The organism is Streptomyces sp. NPDC029956, assembly GCF_055574655.1.
The window spans coordinates 136,908-152,982 of sequence record NZ_JBVHZJ010000004.1 but is presented as its reverse complement, the minus strand read 5'-3'; the positions used below and the strand labels follow the sequence as shown (position 1 = coordinate 152,982).

17 protein-coding genes and 1 tRNA gene are annotated in these 16,075 nt (G+C 69.5%); 10 read left to right on the top strand and 8 right to left on the bottom strand.

Features of this window, described 5'->3' with window-relative positions; translation table 11 throughout:
- Nucleotides 1–46 precede the first annotated feature (46 nt).
- On the bottom strand, nucleotides 47–1,474 hold the full coding sequence (locus tag ACZ4XX_RS04550; protein ID WP_468506500.1) for a serine/threonine-protein kinase: 1,428 nt from the start codon (nucleotides 1,472–1,474) through the stop codon (nucleotides 47–49).
- A gap of 61 nt (nucleotides 1,475–1,535) precedes the next feature.
- Nucleotides 1,536–2,084, bottom strand: coding sequence for a helix-turn-helix domain-containing protein (locus ACZ4XX_RS04545; protein WP_055601717.1), 549 nt, complete (start codon nucleotides 2,082–2,084; stop codon nucleotides 1,536–1,538).
- Nucleotides 2,085–2,212: 128 nt separating this feature from the next.
- Here ACZ4XX_RS04545 and ACZ4XX_RS04540 point away from each other — a divergent pair.
- Nucleotides 2,213–2,285: transfer RNA gene (locus tag ACZ4XX_RS04540), tRNA-Ala, on the top strand.
- Here ACZ4XX_RS04540 and ACZ4XX_RS04535 read toward each other — a convergent pair.
- A complete protein-coding gene (locus ACZ4XX_RS04535; protein WP_468506499.1) occupies nucleotides 2,259–2,654 on the bottom strand; it encodes a hypothetical protein in 396 nt (131 codons plus the stop codon). The genes ACZ4XX_RS04540 and ACZ4XX_RS04535 overlap by 27 nt on opposite strands.
- Nucleotides 2,655–2,779: 125 nt before the next feature.
- On the opposite strand from ACZ4XX_RS04535, the gene ACZ4XX_RS04530 reads away from it, so the two are divergent.
- Nucleotides 2,780–3,166, top strand: coding sequence for a DUF6344 domain-containing protein (locus ACZ4XX_RS04530; RefSeq protein ID WP_468506498.1), 387 nt, complete (start codon nucleotides 2,780–2,782; stop codon nucleotides 3,164–3,166).
- Between the two features lie 367 nt (nucleotides 3,167–3,533).
- Here ACZ4XX_RS04530 and ACZ4XX_RS04525 read toward each other — a convergent pair whose 3' ends face one another.
- On the bottom strand, nucleotides 3,534–4,244 hold the full coding sequence (locus tag ACZ4XX_RS04525; RefSeq protein WP_468506497.1) for a DUF5324 family protein: 711 nt from the start codon (nucleotides 4,242–4,244) through the stop codon (nucleotides 3,534–3,536).
- A 176-nt stretch (nucleotides 4,245–4,420) separates the two neighbouring features.
- On the opposite strand from ACZ4XX_RS04525, the gene ACZ4XX_RS04520 reads away from it, so the two are divergent.
- Nucleotides 4,421–4,948 (top strand): peptidylprolyl isomerase, encoded by a 528-nt coding sequence (locus tag ACZ4XX_RS04520; RefSeq protein WP_187621946.1) that lies wholly within the window; start codon nucleotides 4,421–4,423, stop codon nucleotides 4,946–4,948.
- A 23-nt stretch (nucleotides 4,949–4,971) separates the two neighbouring features.
- On the top strand, nucleotides 4,972–5,856 hold the full coding sequence (locus ACZ4XX_RS04515) for a rhomboid family intramembrane serine protease (protein WP_468506496.1): 885 nt from the start codon (nucleotides 4,972–4,974) through the stop codon (nucleotides 5,854–5,856).
- Nucleotides 5,857–6,171: 315 nt separating this feature from the next.
- On the opposite strand, the gene crgA is transcribed toward ACZ4XX_RS04515, so the two are convergent.
- Nucleotides 6,172–6,426: a cell division protein CrgA gene (crgA, locus tag ACZ4XX_RS04510; protein ID WP_351894796.1), complete on the bottom strand. Its 255-nt coding sequence runs from the start codon at nucleotides 6,424–6,426 to the stop codon at nucleotides 6,172–6,174.
- A 140-nt stretch (nucleotides 6,427–6,566) separates the two neighbouring features.
- Here crgA and ACZ4XX_RS04505 point away from each other — a divergent pair, with 140 nt between their 5' ends.
- The 6 genes from ACZ4XX_RS04505 (at nucleotide 6,567) to ACZ4XX_RS04480 (ending at nucleotide 10,865) form a co-directional block, all read left to right on the top strand.
- A complete protein-coding gene (locus ACZ4XX_RS04505; RefSeq protein WP_468506495.1) occupies nucleotides 6,567–7,334 on the top strand; it encodes a DUF881 domain-containing protein in 768 nt (255 codons plus the stop codon).
- A gap of 54 nt (nucleotides 7,335–7,388) precedes the next feature.
- Complete coding sequence (locus ACZ4XX_RS04500) at nucleotides 7,389–8,057, top strand: class E sortase (RefSeq protein WP_468506494.1); 669 nt, start codon at nucleotides 7,389–7,391, stop codon at nucleotides 8,055–8,057.
- 64 nt (nucleotides 8,058–8,121) lie between these two features.
- The gene (locus tag ACZ4XX_RS04495) at nucleotides 8,122–8,283 is read left to right on the top strand and encodes a hypothetical protein (RefSeq protein ID WP_024760376.1); all 162 of its coding nucleotides are present in this window, start codon (nucleotides 8,122–8,124) and stop codon (nucleotides 8,281–8,283) included.
- A complete protein-coding gene (locus tag ACZ4XX_RS04490) occupies nucleotides 8,280–8,918 on the top strand; it encodes an aminodeoxychorismate/anthranilate synthase component II (protein ID WP_017240376.1) in 639 nt (212 codons plus the stop codon). The genes ACZ4XX_RS04495 and ACZ4XX_RS04490 overlap by 4 nt, the downstream gene beginning before the upstream one ends.
- Nucleotides 8,915–10,153 (top strand): class E sortase, encoded by a 1,239-nt coding sequence (locus tag ACZ4XX_RS04485; RefSeq protein ID WP_468506493.1) that lies wholly within the window; start codon nucleotides 8,915–8,917, stop codon nucleotides 10,151–10,153. The genes ACZ4XX_RS04490 and ACZ4XX_RS04485 overlap by 4 nt, the downstream gene beginning before the upstream one ends.
- A 37-nt stretch (nucleotides 10,154–10,190) precedes the next feature.
- Nucleotides 10,191–10,865, top strand: coding sequence for a class E sortase (locus tag ACZ4XX_RS04480; RefSeq protein WP_468506492.1), 675 nt, complete (start codon nucleotides 10,191–10,193; stop codon nucleotides 10,863–10,865).
- A 142-nt stretch (nucleotides 10,866–11,007) separates the two neighbouring features.
- Here ACZ4XX_RS04480 and pknB read toward each other — a convergent pair whose 3' ends face one another.
- From pknB to ACZ4XX_RS04465, 3 genes are all read right to left on the bottom strand, one after another.
- Nucleotides 11,008–13,026 (bottom strand): Stk1 family PASTA domain-containing Ser/Thr kinase, encoded by a 2,019-nt coding sequence (gene pknB, locus ACZ4XX_RS04475; protein WP_468506491.1) that lies wholly within the window; start codon nucleotides 13,024–13,026, stop codon nucleotides 11,008–11,010.
- A 155-nt stretch (nucleotides 13,027–13,181) separates the two neighbouring features.
- Nucleotides 13,182–14,648 (bottom strand): peptidoglycan D,D-transpeptidase FtsI family protein, encoded by a 1,467-nt coding sequence (locus ACZ4XX_RS04470; RefSeq protein WP_468506490.1) that lies wholly within the window; start codon nucleotides 14,646–14,648, stop codon nucleotides 13,182–13,184.
- Complete coding sequence (locus tag ACZ4XX_RS04465; protein WP_468506489.1) at nucleotides 14,645–16,066, bottom strand: FtsW/RodA/SpoVE family cell cycle protein; 1,422 nt, start codon at nucleotides 16,064–16,066, stop codon at nucleotides 14,645–14,647. The genes ACZ4XX_RS04470 and ACZ4XX_RS04465 overlap by 4 nt, the downstream gene beginning before the upstream one ends.
- Nucleotides 16,067–16,075 lie beyond the last annotated feature (9 nt).

The window sequence follows — 16,075 nt, the reverse complement described above, 5'->3', positions numbered from 1 at the left end:
CGGCCGTGCGGGGCTCGGGCGGGGCTTCTCCGACCCGTGGGGCGGCTCAGGTCTGGGCGAGGGCCCAGAAGCCGACCGCGAAGCAGACCAGTGCGAGCAGCAGGACCGGGATCGCCACCTTCGGGGGCGGTCCCGGTCGGCGTACCGGGGCAGGGACGGGGGGCGCCGCCGGGGTCCCCGCGGTGGCCGCGTGCTGCGCGGGAACCTGAACGGGTCGAGCGGTGTATGGATGAGTAGGGGCTTGTCCGTACGGCACCGCCGAGGTCGGTGCCCGGTCGAAGGAGGGGGTCGGGTGGCCGACCGGCGGGGGCAGATGGAAGCTGCCCGTCTCGGAGGGCCCGGGCAGCGGCGCGGGGGCCGTGACCGGGGCGGCGAGCGGGGTCGTGGCCGGGGTGACCGGGTGCTGGGGCCGGTAGGGCGGCTGTGGGGGCTGCTGCTGGGGCGGTACGGGCGTGGCGGCGGGCGTCGGGACGGCTTCGGGTGCGGCGGACGGGGCGGACGCGGAAGCACTCGCGGGGGCGCCCTGGGCGGCCGTGGACGCGTCGCCGACCGGGCCGGTGGGGGCGATGGGGGCGGCGGTGGTGTCGGCGGGGCCCGTCGGGCCCTGGGGGCCGAAGCCGGGCGGCAGCGGGCCGAGTTGGTCGAAGATCTCGACCGGATCCTCGTCGGGGCGCGGCTCGGGCAGCATGTCGACGGCGGCGGTCAGGGCCTTGCGCGCGCCCGTGGCCGTCCGGAAGCGGGCCTGCGGATCGGGCTGCAGCAGACCGGCGAGCACCTGCCACAGCGGCTCCGGGACGCCCTCGGGGGCGCCGGGAGTGCCATGCGTGAGGAAATGCTCGACCAGGGCCTGCGAGTCCGGCTTGCGGCCGTGGAGCAGATAGAGGGCCACCAGGCCGACGGCGAAGAGGTCGGCGGTGAAGTCGGGTTCGGCACCGAGGAGCTGCTCGGGCGCGAAGTATCCGGGCGTGCCCACCACGTAGTTGGTCTCGGTGAGCCGGGGCTCACCCTTGCGCATGGAGATGCCGAAGTCGGACAGCCGCAGATGCGGCCGTCCGGTTCCGGTGACGTCCATCAGGATGTTCGCGGGCTTGATGTCGCGGTGCACGACCCCCTCGGCGTGCACCGTGGCCAGGCCCGAGAGCAGCTGGTCGAGCAGGATGCAGACGAACCGGGGCGGCAGCGGGCCGTAGTCGCCGATGACGTGCGCCAGAGAGCCGCCGGCGACCAGGTCCATGGTGAACAGGACCTTGTCGTCGTCGGCGGCCCAGCTGGCCGGGGCGAGCACGTGCGGATGGTCGATCCGCAGCGCCTGCTCTCGGACGAAGCGGAGCAGCGTGTGCGCGTCGCTCTGCAGGAGCACCTTGGCCGCCACGTAGCGGCGGCGCCGGTGGTCCCAGGCGCGCCACACGGCGCCCGCCCCGCCCCGTCCGATCGGATCGACCAGCTCGTACCGCCCAGCGAATACCTCACCCATCGTGCTGTGTCCGCTCCCCGTTGCCTCGTCTGTGGGCGATGCCGGCCGGCTGCCGACCGCGTCAGTTCTGGTGCGACTCGTAGTGCGCGACCGCGTCCGCGGTGCGCCCCGCGCCGTACACCCGGAGGAACTCTGCCAGTTCCGGGTGCGCCGGGGCGAGGGAGTCGGCGGCATCGATGATGTCGCCCGCCGCGGCTACGGAGCGCAGCAGCGACTGGATCTCGCGGACCACCCGGCGGACGGTCGGAGCGCCCGACCCGGTCGCCGGCTGACCGGTGCTGGTGAGGACGGAGCCGCCCTGCGACTTCTTGACCTCGTCCATCCGGTCGGTGGCCTCGGCGGCGCTGACGGTGCCGTCGGCAACCTGCACGGCGAGTTCCTGGAGCGCCTGGACGCGCTGGACGACGGCCGGGTTTCCGATCTTGGCCCGCTGGCCGCTCATCAGCTGGGACAGCATGGGCGCGGACAATCCCAGCACGGCCGCGAGCCTGGCCTGATTGAGTCCGAGATCGTCGATCAGCCGACGGAAGAGCGCCCCCAGCGGCTCTCCGTACCAACTGCGCTGAAGCTCTCTGGCTCGCGCCGTGGCTTCCTGCTGCGCTGCGTCCATTTCTTCTCCCCATCCCTCGGTTCGCCACTGCGAACCTCGATCAGCATCTTACGGAGAGTGGTCGCCGACCGGGAGTCCCAATCCTTTTGCCGGACATGGGGGGTGACCCGGTACGCTGTTCTCGTTCCGGGGCCTTAGCTCAGTTGGTAGAGCGCTGTCTTTGCATGGCAGATGTCAGGGGTTCGACTCCCCTAGGCTCCACGGAAAGCACCCCCTGTGAACTGCGGAAACGCAGGTCACAGGGGGTGTTTCGCGTCCTGGTGCCGGAGAGGTCCGGGGCCAGCGGTCGGGGTTCTTGCCCGCCGCGACCTCGTTGACGCGCCCGATCTGGACCTTCGCCGCGTACTCCAGGTTCTCGGACTCCGTCTCGGACGTGAAGATGTGCGACCCGACCGAGCCGATGCGCAGGCAGACGTGGGTGGCGGACCCGTTCGTGAGCGCCTCCGTCTCGTCGGTCCCGGAGGTCACGCTCACCGGCTTCGTGCGTCCGTCGGTGACGAAGGAGGCCGCCCTGACCACGTCGGAGAGGCCGACCCGGAGGGGCCGCTGCTCCGGACGGGTGGTGTTCATCGGAAGAACTGCGCGACGGCGGCGACGTTCCGTGGAAATCGGGACCGCATCCACATCATGAGGAAAGTACGTAAAGCGCGCAAACCGAAATGAACCATTCGAGAACGTCACGAAAGTGAGGGGCCATGGCCACCGCCAAGGTCAAGCAGTTCTGGACCGCCTTCATCTCCGTCCTCTTCGCCCTGCTCGCCTCCGTCGGCCTGGCGGGCACCGCCGCCGCGACCCAGCAGCCCGCCGTCCAGCAGCCGGAGGAGCCGGTCGGCCCCACCACGGCCGCACCCCTCGCCGCGGAGAAGCGGGCCGCGCTCGCCTCCGTACCGGCGCAGAGGGCCCACCGTTGGCCGCTCGTCGGGGACCGCTCCCTGCCGCCCACGATCAAGCAGCGCATCGCCGCCGAGGCCCACGGTTCCTCTCCCGCGACCCGGAACCGCTCCGCTGCCGGCGTGACCGCCGCGGCCGAGAGCGACGAGCCGGCCGCGCTGACGGAGCTGGCGCTCGCCGCCGCGGCGTAGGGCGCGGGGAGACGACGATGCGCACTCCCCGCACCCGTAGCCGTAGCTGTACCCGTAGTCCTGTCCGTCCTCGGATGCGCACCTCTTCGTACGACTTCTGTTCGTACCACCCGGCAGAACCCGGCACGTGCCGGCAGGACCTCCGCGGAACCGAACCGGATCGCGGCAGGACCCCGGCGGCAGCAGGACCCCGCAGGACCTCGGCGGCAGCAGGGCCCCGCAGGACCCCGTCAGCAGCAGGGCCCCGCAGGACCTCTGTGGACGGAACTCGGCAGGACCCCGCAGGAACCAGGACCCCGGCGGACATCGACAGGGCCCTGGTGGAACCCGACAGGACCTCGGCAGCACCCAGCGGTACCCCGGTCGGTCAGCGGCGCTCGTCGCGATCGGCGGCCTCTTCGGCTGCGGCCGCGGCTTCGGCCTCGGACTCCTTGGCCTCCACCTCCGGGTCGAGGACATCCCCACCCTCGTCGTAGGTCGTCAGTACGGCACCCTCCTCCACCTCGGTGGCAGCGGGCGGCTCGACCAGCCAGTCGGGATTGGCCTGCTTGTCCCACCACTTCCAGGCGGCGAACGCGCCGCCGACGAGAACGCCCAAGACCAACAGGCCCTTGGCGACGCGTCCGGCCCGTGCCCGACGCTCGTGCTTCTTCACGATCTTCTGGATTTCCCTCGGTGTCACCTGACCGCGCAGCGCGGCCCAGGCGGCAGTGGAACGCGACCCGGCCTCCTCAAGGACGGGACCGGTCGCGGCGACCGCGTTCTCGACACGCGGAACGGTGTAGTCGGCCGCCTGACGGCAGGCCGAGCGGGTCTTGACCGCCGCACGCTGTGCGGCCGCGTCGACCCGCGGCGGTACATGCGGTGCGACGTACGAGTCGTACTGCGCGCGAGCCTGCGCCCGGGCCTGTTGAGCGGCCTTCGAGACCTTCGGCGCGATCACCGCACGCGCCTCGTGGGCGTAGTGCGCGGCCTGGTCCTTGGCCGTGCCGGCGTACGGCGCCACCACTTCCGCGGCGTGCAGGACGCTCTCCTTCGCCGAATCTGACGCGGCGCGCACGCTGTCCATGCGGGTCACGGGATTCCTCCTCACTCGGTGGCGACGATGTCGGTTTTTCACCTTTCCATCCTTTTCGGAATCATGCCCCCCAAAGCAAGGTCCGGCATGTGGGGTGGGCATCCGGGGCATGCGAGGATCGGACACGCCAGAGACAGACGTGACATGACGCGACATGACGTGGACGGAAGGCGACCGTGGCCGAGCAGCTGTACGCGATCCTCAAGACCAGCCTGGGTGACATCGAGGTGCGGCTGATGCCGTTCCACGCCCCTAAGACGGTCAGGAACTTCGTCGAGCTCGCCGGCGGTGAGCGCGAGTGGACGCACCCCGCGACCGGCACGGTCTCCTCGGACCCGCTGTACGACGGCACGGTCTTCCACCGGGTCATCAAGGGCTTCATGATCCAGGCCGGCGACCCGCTGGGTAACGGCACAGGCGGCCCCGGCTACGAGTTCGCCGACGAGTTCCACCCGGAGCTCTTCTTCGACCGCCCCTACCTGCTGGCCATGGCCAACGCCGGCCCGGGCACCAACGGCTCGCAGTTCTTCGTCACCGTCGCCCCCGCGACCTGGCTGAACCGCAAGCACACCATCTTCGGCGAGGTGGCCGACAAGGAGAGCCGGAAGGTCGTGGACGCGATCGCGGCCACCGCGACCGACCCGCACACCGAGCGACCGCTGCAGGACGTGGTCATCGAGTCCGTGGTGATCGAGAAGCGCTGAGACGGAAGGGAACGGCACCTCTCATGGATCCGAAACCCTCCGAGAGCGCGCACGCCGGTCCGCCGCGCTGCTACCGCCACCCCGAGGTGGAGACCGGTATCCGCTGCACGCGCTGCGAGAAGCCGATCTGCCCCGCGTGCATGGTCTCCGCCTCCGTCGGCTTCCAGTGTCCCGACTGCGTGCGCAGCGGTTCGGGGACCGGCCACGCCGCCGACGCCAACCAGCCGCGGACGCTCGCGGGCGGCCGGGTCGCGGCCGACGACCGCCTCGTCACCAAGATCCTCATCGGGATCAACCTCGCGGTCTACCTCGCCGTCCTGGTGTTCGGCGACCGGCTCGTCGACGAACTCGTGCTCATCGGCTACGCCTACAGCCCGGCGCTCGGGGAGCTCGTCGGGGTCGCCGACGGCGAGTGGTACCGGCTGCTGACCTCGACCGTCCTCCATCAGGAGGTCTGGCACATCCTCTTCAACGTGCTGGGCCTGTGGGTGATCGGCGGGATCGTCGAGCCCGAGCTGGGCCGGATCCGGTACGCGGCCCTGTGTCTGCTCTCCGGTCTCTCCGGCTCCGTGCTGGCCTATCTCGTCGCCGCGCAGAACCAGCCCTCGCTCGGCGCCTCCGGCGTCGTCTACGGGCTGATCGGTGCCTGGGTGGTGCTCGCCCGCCGGCGCCGCCACGACATGCGGCCGGTGATCCTCTTCGTGGCCCTGTCGCTGCTCATGACATTCACCCGACCGGGGATCTCCTGGGAGGCCCACGTCGGTGGTCTGGTCGCGGGCGTCGTGGTGACGTACGCGCTCGTGCACGCGCCGAGGGCGCGCCGGGACCTCGTGCAGTACGGGGCGCTGGCTCTGGTGCTGTTGCTCGACCTGGGGATCGTGCTGGCCCGCACCGCGGCGCTCACCTGAGCGCACAGGGCTGTGGACGAGCTTCCCTGTGAGCTTTCCCCAGAGTTATCCACAGTGCGTGGCGATCTCTCCCCACTCTGTGGGGAAAGACCGCGCCCCTCGCCTCTGACCTGGTGTTTCTCCAGGGAGGCGAGGGGCGTTGTGGTCTCCGGCGAGGGTGATTCCGGTCATACCGGCGTCAACCTCGTGCGAGTTATCCACAGATCTTCGTAAGTTATCCAGTGCTGTGCACAACGCTGTGGATAAGTTCAGGGGAGAGCTTGACGAGCAGCCGGTACGGGCGCTAAACGGCCGCCGTACCCCTGCTGTTCCTCGCTACTTCCACTGTGTGGAGACACCGAAGCCGGCCGCGATGAAGCCGAAGCCCACCACGATGTTCCAGTTCCGGATCGACTCGATCGGCATCGATCCGTCGGTGACATAGAAGACCACGATCCACACCAGACCGATGGCGAACAGCGCGAGCATCACAGGCGCCACCCAGCTGCGGTTGGTCAGCTTGATCGTGGTGGCCTGCTTCGCGGGCGGGGGCGTGAAGTCGGCCTTCTTGCGGATCCGTGACTTCGGCACGAGGGACTCTCCTGTCGATGCGCTGCGTGACCGCGCAGGGAACTGTGGCTGGCGCCGGGATGTGACGAAGGAGGACGACTGCGTCCCCCAGGCGTCCGTTAGCGTAGTGGTTCCGCGGCACCGAAGGGGATCAGGGTACGTTGAGCAATTCCGCCGGCACTCCCGAAGGACCTGGCCGCACCGCGAGGTGGCGCCCCGTCCGGGTGCTCACCCTTGCCGTTTTCGCCCTCGCCGGACTGATCTTCGTCACGAGTTTCAACACCGCCAAGGGCACCAACATCCGCACCGACGCTTCACTCCTGCGGCTCTCCGACCTGATCGAGGAGCGCAGCCACAAGAACGCGGGCCTCGACGAGTCCACCTCCGCCCTCCGCTCCCAGGTCGACTCCCTCGCCGCCCGCGACGACGGCTCCACGCGCGCGGAGGACGCGAGACTCGACGCGCTCGAGGCGGCGGCGGGCACCACCGAGGTCTCCGGCTCCGGCCTCACCGTCACCCTCGACGACGCCCCGCCGAACGCCCAGGCCGCCCCCGGCTACCCCGAGCCGCAGGCGAACGACCTGGTCATCCACCAGCAGGACCTCCAGGCCGTCGTCAACGCGCTCTGGCAGGGCGGCGCCGAGGGCATCCGCGTGATGGACCAGCGACTCATCTCCACCAGCGCCGTGCGCTGCGTCGGCAACACCCTGATCCTCCAGGGCCGCGTCTACTCGCCCCCGTACAAGATCACCGCCGTCGGCGACCGGGGCAAGCTGAACAGGGCGCTCGCCGACTCCCCGGCGATCCAGAACTACCAGCTGTACGTGAAGGCGTACGGGCTCGGCTGGAAAGTCGACGAGCACAGGGCGGTGACTCTTCCCGGGTACTCGGGCACAGTGGACCTCCACCAAGCGAAGCCGGTGGGCTGACACCACCCGCGCAGCCGGGGTGACGCCGCCGGCAGCCGACCGCGGGAGGGGCGCTTGCGTCTCGTCGTGAGGACCTTCAGCGAGCTGTGCATCACCGTCGGCACCCTGATCGTCCTCTTCGTCGTGTACGTCCTGTACTGGACCGGGGTCCAGGCCGCGAGCGCGAGCGCCGGCCAGATCGACACCCTCCAGCGCGAGTGGACCGGCACCCCGGTCCGGACCGCCGCACCCGCTCCCCGAGCCGCGCCGTACGCCCCCGGCCGGGGCATCGCGGTCATATACGTCCCCCGGCTCGGCAAGGACTGGAAGTGGCCCGTCCTCCAGGGCACCGAGGTCGGCACCCTGAAGAAGGGACTCGGCCACTACGCCGGCACCGCCCGCCTCGGCGCCACCGGCAACTTCGCCGTCGCCGGCCACCGCCGGACCTACGGCGACCCCTTCAAGGACTTCCCCCGGCTGCGGAAGGGCGACGCGATCGTCCTCACCGACGGGACGACCTGGTTCACGTACCGCGTCGACCGCACCCCCCACCGGACCGTGCCCACCGACGTCGGCGTCATCGACCCCGTGCCCGCGAAGTCCGGATTCGACGGGCCCGGCCGCTATCTCACCCTCACCACCTGCGAACCCGAGTGGGGCAGCAGTCACCGGCTCGTCGTCTGGGCACACCTCGACGCCACCAGGCCGGTCGCCGACGGCCGTCCACAGGCTTTGGACAGCTGACCCCCCACGGTCCCCTCGCCCCGTACTCTGGTCCCCGTAACGAACAGAAGGGGCGGTCGACGTCATGTACGGCTGGATCTGGCGGCATCTGCCGGGCAACGCGTGGGTGCGGGCCCTGATCTCGATCGTGCTGGTCCTCGCGGTCGTGTACGCCCTCTTCCAGTACGTGTTCCCCTGGGCGGAGCCGCTGCTTCCGTTCAACGATGTGACGGTGGACGGCCAGTGAGCGCGCGAATTCTCGTCGTCGACAACTACGACAGCTTCGTCTTCAACCTCGTTCAGTACCTCTACCAGCTCGGCGCGGAGTGCGAAGTCCTCCGCAACGACGAGGTCGAGCTGAGTCACGCCCAGGACGGCTTCGACGGCGTCCTGCTCTCGCCCGGCCCCGGCGCGCCCGAACAGGCCGGGGTCTGCATCGACATGGTCCGGCACTGCGCGGCCACCGGCGTGCCCGTGTTCGGCGTCTGCCTCGGCATGCAGTCGATGGCCGTGGCGTACGGCGGCGTCGTCGACCGGGCGCCCGAGCTGCTGCACGGCAAGACCTCCCTCGTCACCCACGAGGGGCAGGGCGTCTTCGCCGGGCTGCCCTCGCCGTTCACCGCGACCCGCTACCACTCGCTCGCCGCCGAGCCCGCCGCCCTGCCGGCCGAGCTCGAGGTCACCGCGCGGACCGAGGACGGCATCATCATGGGCCTGCGCCACCGCGAACTTCCCGTCGAGGGAGTCCAGTTCCACCCCGAGTCGGTCCTGACCGAGCACGGACACCTGATGCTCGCCAACTGGCTGGAGCAGTGCGGCGACAAGGGGGCGGTCGGACGGTCGGCGGGGCTCGCCCCGGTGGTGGGCAAGGCCGTCGCGTGACGACGGGCTCTCCGTGGTTCCGGGAGACGAACGAGCCGGAGCCCGAGCCGATACCCGCGGACCCCTACGGGGTCCCCTCGGCTTACCAGGAACCGGCTCCGGCCCCGTACCCGTACACCGAGCAGGCCTACCAGGAGCCCCAGCAGCCCTACCAGGACCCCGCGCAGGCGTACCGGGAACCCCCGCGGACGTACGCGGAGCCCGTGCAGGCGTACCCGGAGCCCGAGCCCGTCTACGAGCCCCCGTACGAGCCCACCTACGACGCTCCCCGCGAGACTCCCCACAAGGACGCCTACACGCCCCCGTACGAGCCGCACGAGGCGCCTGAGGCCCCGCCGCCCTCCCTGGGCGACACGACGGTCCTGGAGGCCGTGGAGCCCCTTCCCGGGCCCGGACGGGCAGAACGCCGCCGCGCGGCCAAGGGCGGCGGCCGCGGCAAGAGCCGTCGAGGCGGCCAGCCCGCCACCACGCCCGGCGACCGGCCCGGCGGACCGCCCGCGGCGCCGCTCTCCCGCGTCGAGGCCCGGCGCGCCGCCCGCGCCGCCAAGGACAGCGTCGGCGTCATCGCCAGCCGCGCCGTCGGCGAACTCTTCATCACCTTCGGCGTCGTCATGCTGCTCTTCGTCACCTACCAGCTGTGGTGGACGAACGTCCTCGCCGGCCAGGAGACCGACCGGGCCAAGGAGCAGATCGAGGACACCTGGGCCAAGGACGACGCCGCCAAGGACGACAGCAAGCCGGGCGCGTTCGAACCCGGCGAGGGCTTCGCCATCATGCACATCCCCAAGCTGGACGTCGTCGTCCCCGTCGCCGAGGGCATCAACAAGGCGAAGGTCCTCGACAAGGGCATGGTCGGCCACTACGCCGACGGCAAGCTCAAGACGGCCATGCCCTCCGACAAGCAGGGCAACTTCGCCGTCGCCGGCCACCGCAACACCCACGGTGAACCGTTCCGCTACATCAACCGGCTACAGCCCGGCGACCCCATCGTCGTCGAGACCCGGAACGCGTACTACACCTACGAGATGGCGAGCATCCTGCCGCAGACCGCGCCCTCGAACGTCTCCGTGATCGACCCCGTGCCGAAGGGCTCCGGCTTCACCGAGCCCGGCCGGTTCATCACCCTGACCACCTGCACGCCCGAGTTCACCAGCACGTACCGCATGATCGTGTGGGGCAGGCTGGTCGAGGAACGCCCGCGCAGTGAGGGAAAGCCGAAAGCGCTCGTAGGCTGAGACCCCACACCTCCGGACGGGACGACGGGACGACCTAGTGGCACGCGTGCGTAATCGGATCGCCGGAGTCATCAGCTTCTTCGGCGAACTCCTCATCACTGCGGGCCTGGTGCTCGGCCTCTTCGTCGTCTACTCCCTGTGGTGGACCAACGTCCTCGCCGACCGCGCCGCCGACCAGGACGGCGCCCAGGTCCGCGACCGCTGGGCCGACGGTCCCGGAGCGCTCGACACCAAGGACGGCATCGGCTTCCTCCACGTGCCGGCGATGAACAACGGCGAGGTCCTCGTCAAGCAGGGCACCAAGAGCGCCATCCTCAACAACGGCGTCGCCGGCTACTACACCGACCCGATCAAGTCCGCGCTCCCGCAGGACAAGCAGGGCAACTTCACGCTCGCCGCGCACCGGGACGGACACGGCGCCAAGTTCCACAACATCCACAAGTTGAAGAACGGCGACCCGATCGTCTTCGAGTCCAAGGACACCTGGTACGTCTACAAGGTCTACAAGACCCTGCCGGAGACCACGAAGTACAACGTGAACGTCCTCCAGCCCGTCCCCGAGGAGTCGGGGAAGACGAAGCCCGGCCGGTTCATCACCCTGACCACCTGCACCCCCATGTACACCTCCGACTACCGGTACATCGTCTGGGGCGAACTGGTGCGCACGGAGAAGGTCGACCGCGACCGGACGCCTCCGGCGGAGCTTCGCTGAGGCGAGCAGAGCGGGAAACGTCACCGCGACCCGCAAGGGAACAAAGGGAACAAGGGGAGAGCCCCGGCATCCAGTGGATGCCGGGGCTCTCCCCTTCGAACGGATCGACCGGCCCGACTGCACCGGACGGTCGCGGGGGGCGTCAGTCGAAGAAGCCGTTGCCACCGTTGTTGTCTCCGCCACCGGGGTTGCCACCCGGATTGCCGCCGCCGCCCATCGTGAAGACGTGGACGGTGTCCCCGGCCTTCACCGGCGCACCCGCGGCCGGGGTCGTGGTGAAGACCGTGGCGTCCTCCTTGTCCGAACCCTGCTGGACGACCACCAGGCCGAGCGCCTCGAGCTGCGCCTTGACGTCCTTGAAGGGCCGGTTGGCCAGGTCGCCAGGGATCGTGACCTGGGTCTGCTGCGGGCCCTTGGAGACCTTCAGAGTGATCTGGGTCTCCTTGGACTGGTCCGAGGGGCCGGTCGGAGTCTGGTCGACGACGGTGCCCGCGGGCTGGTCGGAGTCGACCTCCTCCTTGTTGATGTTGCTGAAGCCGACCCCGTTCAGCTGCTGAACGGCCTGGTCGTAGCTCCGCGTCTTCACATCGGGAAGCTGCAGCAGCTTCTGCTTCGCGACGGTGATCGTCACCTCGGAGTTCGTCTCCGCCTTGGTGCCGCCGTCCGGGTTCTGCTGCAGGACCGTGCCGGGGTCCTCGTCGGACTCCTGCTGCTCGACCTTGACCTTGAAGCCCTTGTCCTTCAGGGACTGCTCGGCGCGCTCCTGGGACTGCTCCTGGACGTCCGGAACCTCCACGAGCGGCGCGCCCTCGGAGACGAACACCTGGACCGTGGCACCGGTGTCCATCTTCACGGTGCCGTCCGCGATCGGGACCTGGCGGCAGATGGTGCCCTTCGGCTGGTCACAGCGCTCGGTGCCGGCCTCCTGCACCTTCACTTCCGCGTTGGTCGCCCGCTCCGTCGCCACCGCGACCGTCTGACCGACCAGCTGCGGGACGGCGACCTGCCGGGTGCCCTCCTTCTTGTCGAACAGCGAGACGCCGATGAAGATCGCGCCGACGAGTACCAGGATCCCCGCGAGGGCCAGCAGGATCGTCGAGGTGTTCGACTTCTTCTGCCCACCACGACGGCGGTCCGGACGGTCGTCGTAGCCGTAGCCACCGTCGTCCGCGTTGATCGGGGGCAGCATCGAGGTCTGACCCGCCGGGTCGGCCTGGCGCAGCGCCGTCGTCGGCTGGTCCTCCGGGTAGCCGCCGTAGCCCCCGCCGTACGCGGGCGCGCCGGCCATGCCCATGCCCATCGCGGCGGCGGCCGCGACCGGCTGACCGTCGAGGCACGCCTCGATGTCCGCGCGCATCTCGTCCGCGGACTGGTACCGGTAGTCGGGGTCCTTGACCAGCGCCTTGAGGACGATGGCGTCCATCTCGGGCGTGATCTCGTGGTCGAAGTTGCTCGGCGGCTGCGGCTCCTCGCGGACGTGCTGGTACGCGACCGCGACCGGGGAGTCACCGATGAACGGGGGACGGACCGTGAGGAGCTCGTACAGCAGGCAGCCCGTGGAGTACAGGTCGGAGCGGGCGTCGACCTGCTCGCCCTTGGCCTGCTCGGGGGAGAGGTACTGGGCCGTGCCGATCACCGCGGCGGTCTGCGTCATGGTCATGCCGGCGTCGCCCATGGCGCGCGCGATGCCGAAGTCCATGACCTTGACCTGGCCGGTGCGCGTCAGCATGACGTTCGCCGGCTTGATGTCACGGTGCACGATGCCGGCGCGGTGCGAGTACTCCAGTGCCTGGAGGATGCCGACCGTCATCTCGAGGGTGCGCTCGGGCAGCAGCTTGCGCCCGGAGTGCAGCAGCTCACGCAGCGTCGACCCGTCGACGTACTCCATCACGATGTACGGGATGGAGACCCCGTCGACGTAGTCCTCGCCGGTGTCGTAGACCGCGACGATCGCCGGATGGTTCAGCGAGGCGGCGGACTGTGCCTCACGGCGGAACCGGGCCTGGAAGGACGGATCGCGGGCCAGGTCGGCCCGGAGCGTCTTCACGGCGACGGTGCGGCCGAGCCGGGTGTCCTGTCCGAGGTACACCTCGGCCATGCCACCACGGCCGAGCACCGAGCCCAGCTCGTACCGGCCGCCGAGGCGACGCGGCTCTTCCATAGCTAATCCAGCCCTCTCCGTCTGTCCCGACCGCACCCATGGGTGGTCCGGCGGTGTGTGCTGTTCGCGGATACGGTACCGGCCCCGCGAAGACGTTCCGCCCGGGGCCGGTAGCTGATACCTGACCGGTACCTGGCACGCACGGGGTCGAGACGTCAGCCCTGGGTCTTCACGACGGCCTTCATCACGGCCTTCGCGATGGGGGCGGCGAGACCACCACCACTGATGTCCTCACGCGAGGTGCCCGCCGAGTCCTCGACGATCACGGCGACCGCGACCGGGGAGCCCTCGGCGGTCTTCGCGTACGAGATGAACCAGGCGTAGGGGCGCTTCGCGTTCTTGTCGCCGTGCTGGGCCGTACCCGTCTTGCCGCCGACCTTCACGCCGTCCATGTTCAGGTCGGCTTTGCCACCGGTGCCGTTGGTGACGACGCTCTCCATCATCTGCTGGAGCAGCTGCGCGTTCTCCTGCGAGACCGGGCGGCTCATCTCCTCCGGCTCGGTCTTCTTGAGCAGGTCGACGTTGGGGGCGCGCAGCTCGTCGATCATGTACGGCTTCATCAGCTTGCCGTCGTTCGCGATCGCCGCTGTGACCATCGCCATCTGGAGCGGGGTGGTCGCGGTGTTGAACTGACCGATGGAGGAGAGCGCGTTTCCACCGCGGTCGGCGTTCTTGTCGTAGACCGAGGCGGAGGAGCGGACCGGGGTGAACTGCTCGGCGTTGAAACCGAACTTCTCCGCCATCTCGACCATCTTGTCGCGGCCGACGTCGTCGCCGAGCTTCGCGAAGACCGAGTTGCACGAGATGTCGAGGGCCCGCTTCAGGCTGGCGTTGGCGCAGCCCTTGGCGTGGTTGACCATCTCCCGGTTGGAGAGGGGGATCTTCCAGCCCTCGGGGGTGTCGGTCGCCGCGTCGATGTCCTTGACCTTGCCGTTCTCCAGAGCGGCGGCGGCGGTCACGACCTTGAAGACGGAACCGGGCGGGTAGATCTCACGGATCGCACGGTTCTGCTTCGGCTTGTTCTTGTCGCTCTCCAGCGCGACCCAGGCCTTCTCGTCCTTGGCGGAGTAGCCGGCGAAGGAGGAAGGGTCGTACGAGGGGGTCGACGCGAGCGCGAGGATCTTGCCGGTCGACGGCTCGATGGCCACGACGGCACCGGTCTTGTTGCCGAGGCCCTCGAAGGCGGCCTTCTGCGCCGCCCCGTTGAGGGTGGTGACGACGTCGCCGCCCTTCTTCTTCTCGCCGGTGAACATGGCGAGCGTGCGGTCGAAGAAGAGCCGGTCGTCGTTGCCGGTGAGGATGCCGTCCTCGATCTTCTCGATCTGGTTGGCGTCGTAGGCCTGCGAGGCGTAACCGGTGACCGGGGCCCACATGGGGCCGTCGGTGTAGGTGCGCTTGAACTTGTAGAACGGGTCCTTGGAGTCGACGGAGCCGGTGATCGGCTTGCCGTCCACGATGATGTTGCCGCGGACGTTGGCGTACCGCTCGATCTGGACGCGCTTGTTCGACGCATGGGTGTTCAGCTCGTCGGCACGGACGAACTGGAGCCAGTTGTCCCGCAGGAGCAGGGCGAGGACGAGGAGGCCGCAGAAGATCGCGACCCGCCGCAGCGGCTTGTTCACGGACGGACCACCTGGGTCATCTCGGCGTCGGGGGACGGGGCGGGCGCGGGCGCGGGGCGGCGCGCGGTGTCGCTGATCCGGATCAGGATGCCGATCAGGGCCCAGTTGGCGATCACGGAGGATCCGCCGTACGCGAGGAACGGCATCGTCATACCGGTGAGCGGGATGAGCCCCATCACACCGCCGGCGACGACGAAGATCTGGAGCGCGAAGGCGCCGGAGAGCCCCATCGCGAGCATTTTGCCGAAGGGGTCGCGGGCGGCCAGTGACGTGCGGACACCGCGCTCGATGATCAGCCCGTAGATGAGCAGGAAGACCATCACACCGGCGAGACCGAGTTCCTCGCCGACCGTGGCGAAGATGAAGTCGGAGTTCGCGGCGAAGCCGATGAGGTCGGAGTTGCCCTGGCCGAGGCCGGTGCCGAGGATGCCGCCGGAGCCGAACGACATCAGCACCTGGGTCATCTGGTCACAGGCCGCGACCGTCTTGGCGCAGGCGAAGGGGTCGGCCCAGGCGTCGACACGTGCCTGGACGTGGCTCGCGAAGGAGGCCACGCCGACCGCGCCGGCGACCGACATGCCCAGACCCATGACGATCCAGCTGGTCCGCTCCGTCGCCACGTACAGCATGATCACGAACATGCCGAAGAACAGCAGAGAGGTGCCGAGGTCGTTCTCGAAGATCAGGATGAGAAGGCTGATCGCCCAGATGGTCAGGATGGGACCCAGGTCGCGTCCGCGCGGCAGGTAGAGACCCATGAAGCGGCGGCTGGCCAGCGCGAGGGCGTCCCGCTTCACCATGAGATATCCGGAGAAGAAGACCGCGAGCACGATCTTCGCGAACTCACCGGGCTGGATGGAGAATCCGGCGACGTTGATCCAGATCTTGGCACCGTAGACCGGAGTGCCGAGGCCGGGAACGAGCGGCAGCAGGAGCAGGACCAGGGCCGCCGCCATGGAGATGTATGTGTAGCGCTGGAGGACGCGGTGGTCCTTGAGCAGCAGCAACACGCCCACGAACATGGCGATGCCGATCGCCGAGTACAGCATCTGCTTCGGCGCGTCGGGGCTGAAGCTCCCGAAGTCCCGAATGGACTTCGCGATCAGCCGCGGCGACTGGTCGAGCCGCCAGATCAGCACCAGGCCCATGCCGTTGAGCAGGGTCGCCAGGGGCAGCAGCAGCGGGTCCGCGTACGGGGCCCACTTCCGCACCACGAGGTGGGCGACGCCCGCGAGCAGGGCGAGCCCGAGCCCGTACCCGAGCATGCCGGCCGGGACCTTGCCGTCGATGGCCAGGCCCACGTTGAGGTAGGCGAACACCGGGATGATGACGGCGAACGCCAGCAGCGCCAGCTCGGTGTTGCGGCGGCTCGGCGCCTCGATCGCGCCGATGGTGGTCGTGTTGGTGACAACGCTCATGGTGGTGAA

What these genes read in the sequence shown, in the direction of transcription:
- ACZ4XX_RS04550 (WP_468506500.1), bottom strand. Translation starts at nt 1,474, where the DNA reads ATGGGTGAGGTATTCGCTGGGCGGTACGAGCTGGTCGATCCGATCGGA.
- ACZ4XX_RS04465 (WP_468506489.1), bottom strand. Translation starts at nt 16,066, where the DNA reads ATGAGCGTTGTCACCAACACGACCACCATCGGCGCGATCGAGGCGCCG.
- ACZ4XX_RS04545 (WP_055601717.1), bottom strand. Translation starts at nt 2,084, where the DNA reads ATGGACGCAGCGCAGCAGGAAGCCACGGCGCGAGCCAGAGAGCTTCAG.
- ACZ4XX_RS04515 (WP_468506496.1), top strand. Translation starts at nt 4,972, where the DNA reads ATGGATCCGAAACCCTCCGAGAGCGCGCACGCCGGTCCGCCGCGCTGC.
- ACZ4XX_RS04530 (WP_468506498.1), top strand. Translation starts at nt 2,780, where the DNA reads ATGGCCACCGCCAAGGTCAAGCAGTTCTGGACCGCCTTCATCTCCGTC.
- pknB (WP_468506491.1), bottom strand. Translation starts at nt 13,026, where the DNA reads ATGGAAGAGCCGCGTCGCCTCGGCGGCCGGTACGAGCTGGGCTCGGTG.
- ACZ4XX_RS04535 (WP_468506499.1), bottom strand. Translation starts at nt 2,654, where the DNA reads ATGAACACCACCCGTCCGGAGCAGCGGCCCCTCCGGGTCGGCCTCTCC.
- ACZ4XX_RS04495 (WP_024760376.1), top strand. Translation starts at nt 8,122, where the DNA reads ATGTACGGCTGGATCTGGCGGCATCTGCCGGGCAACGCGTGGGTGCGG.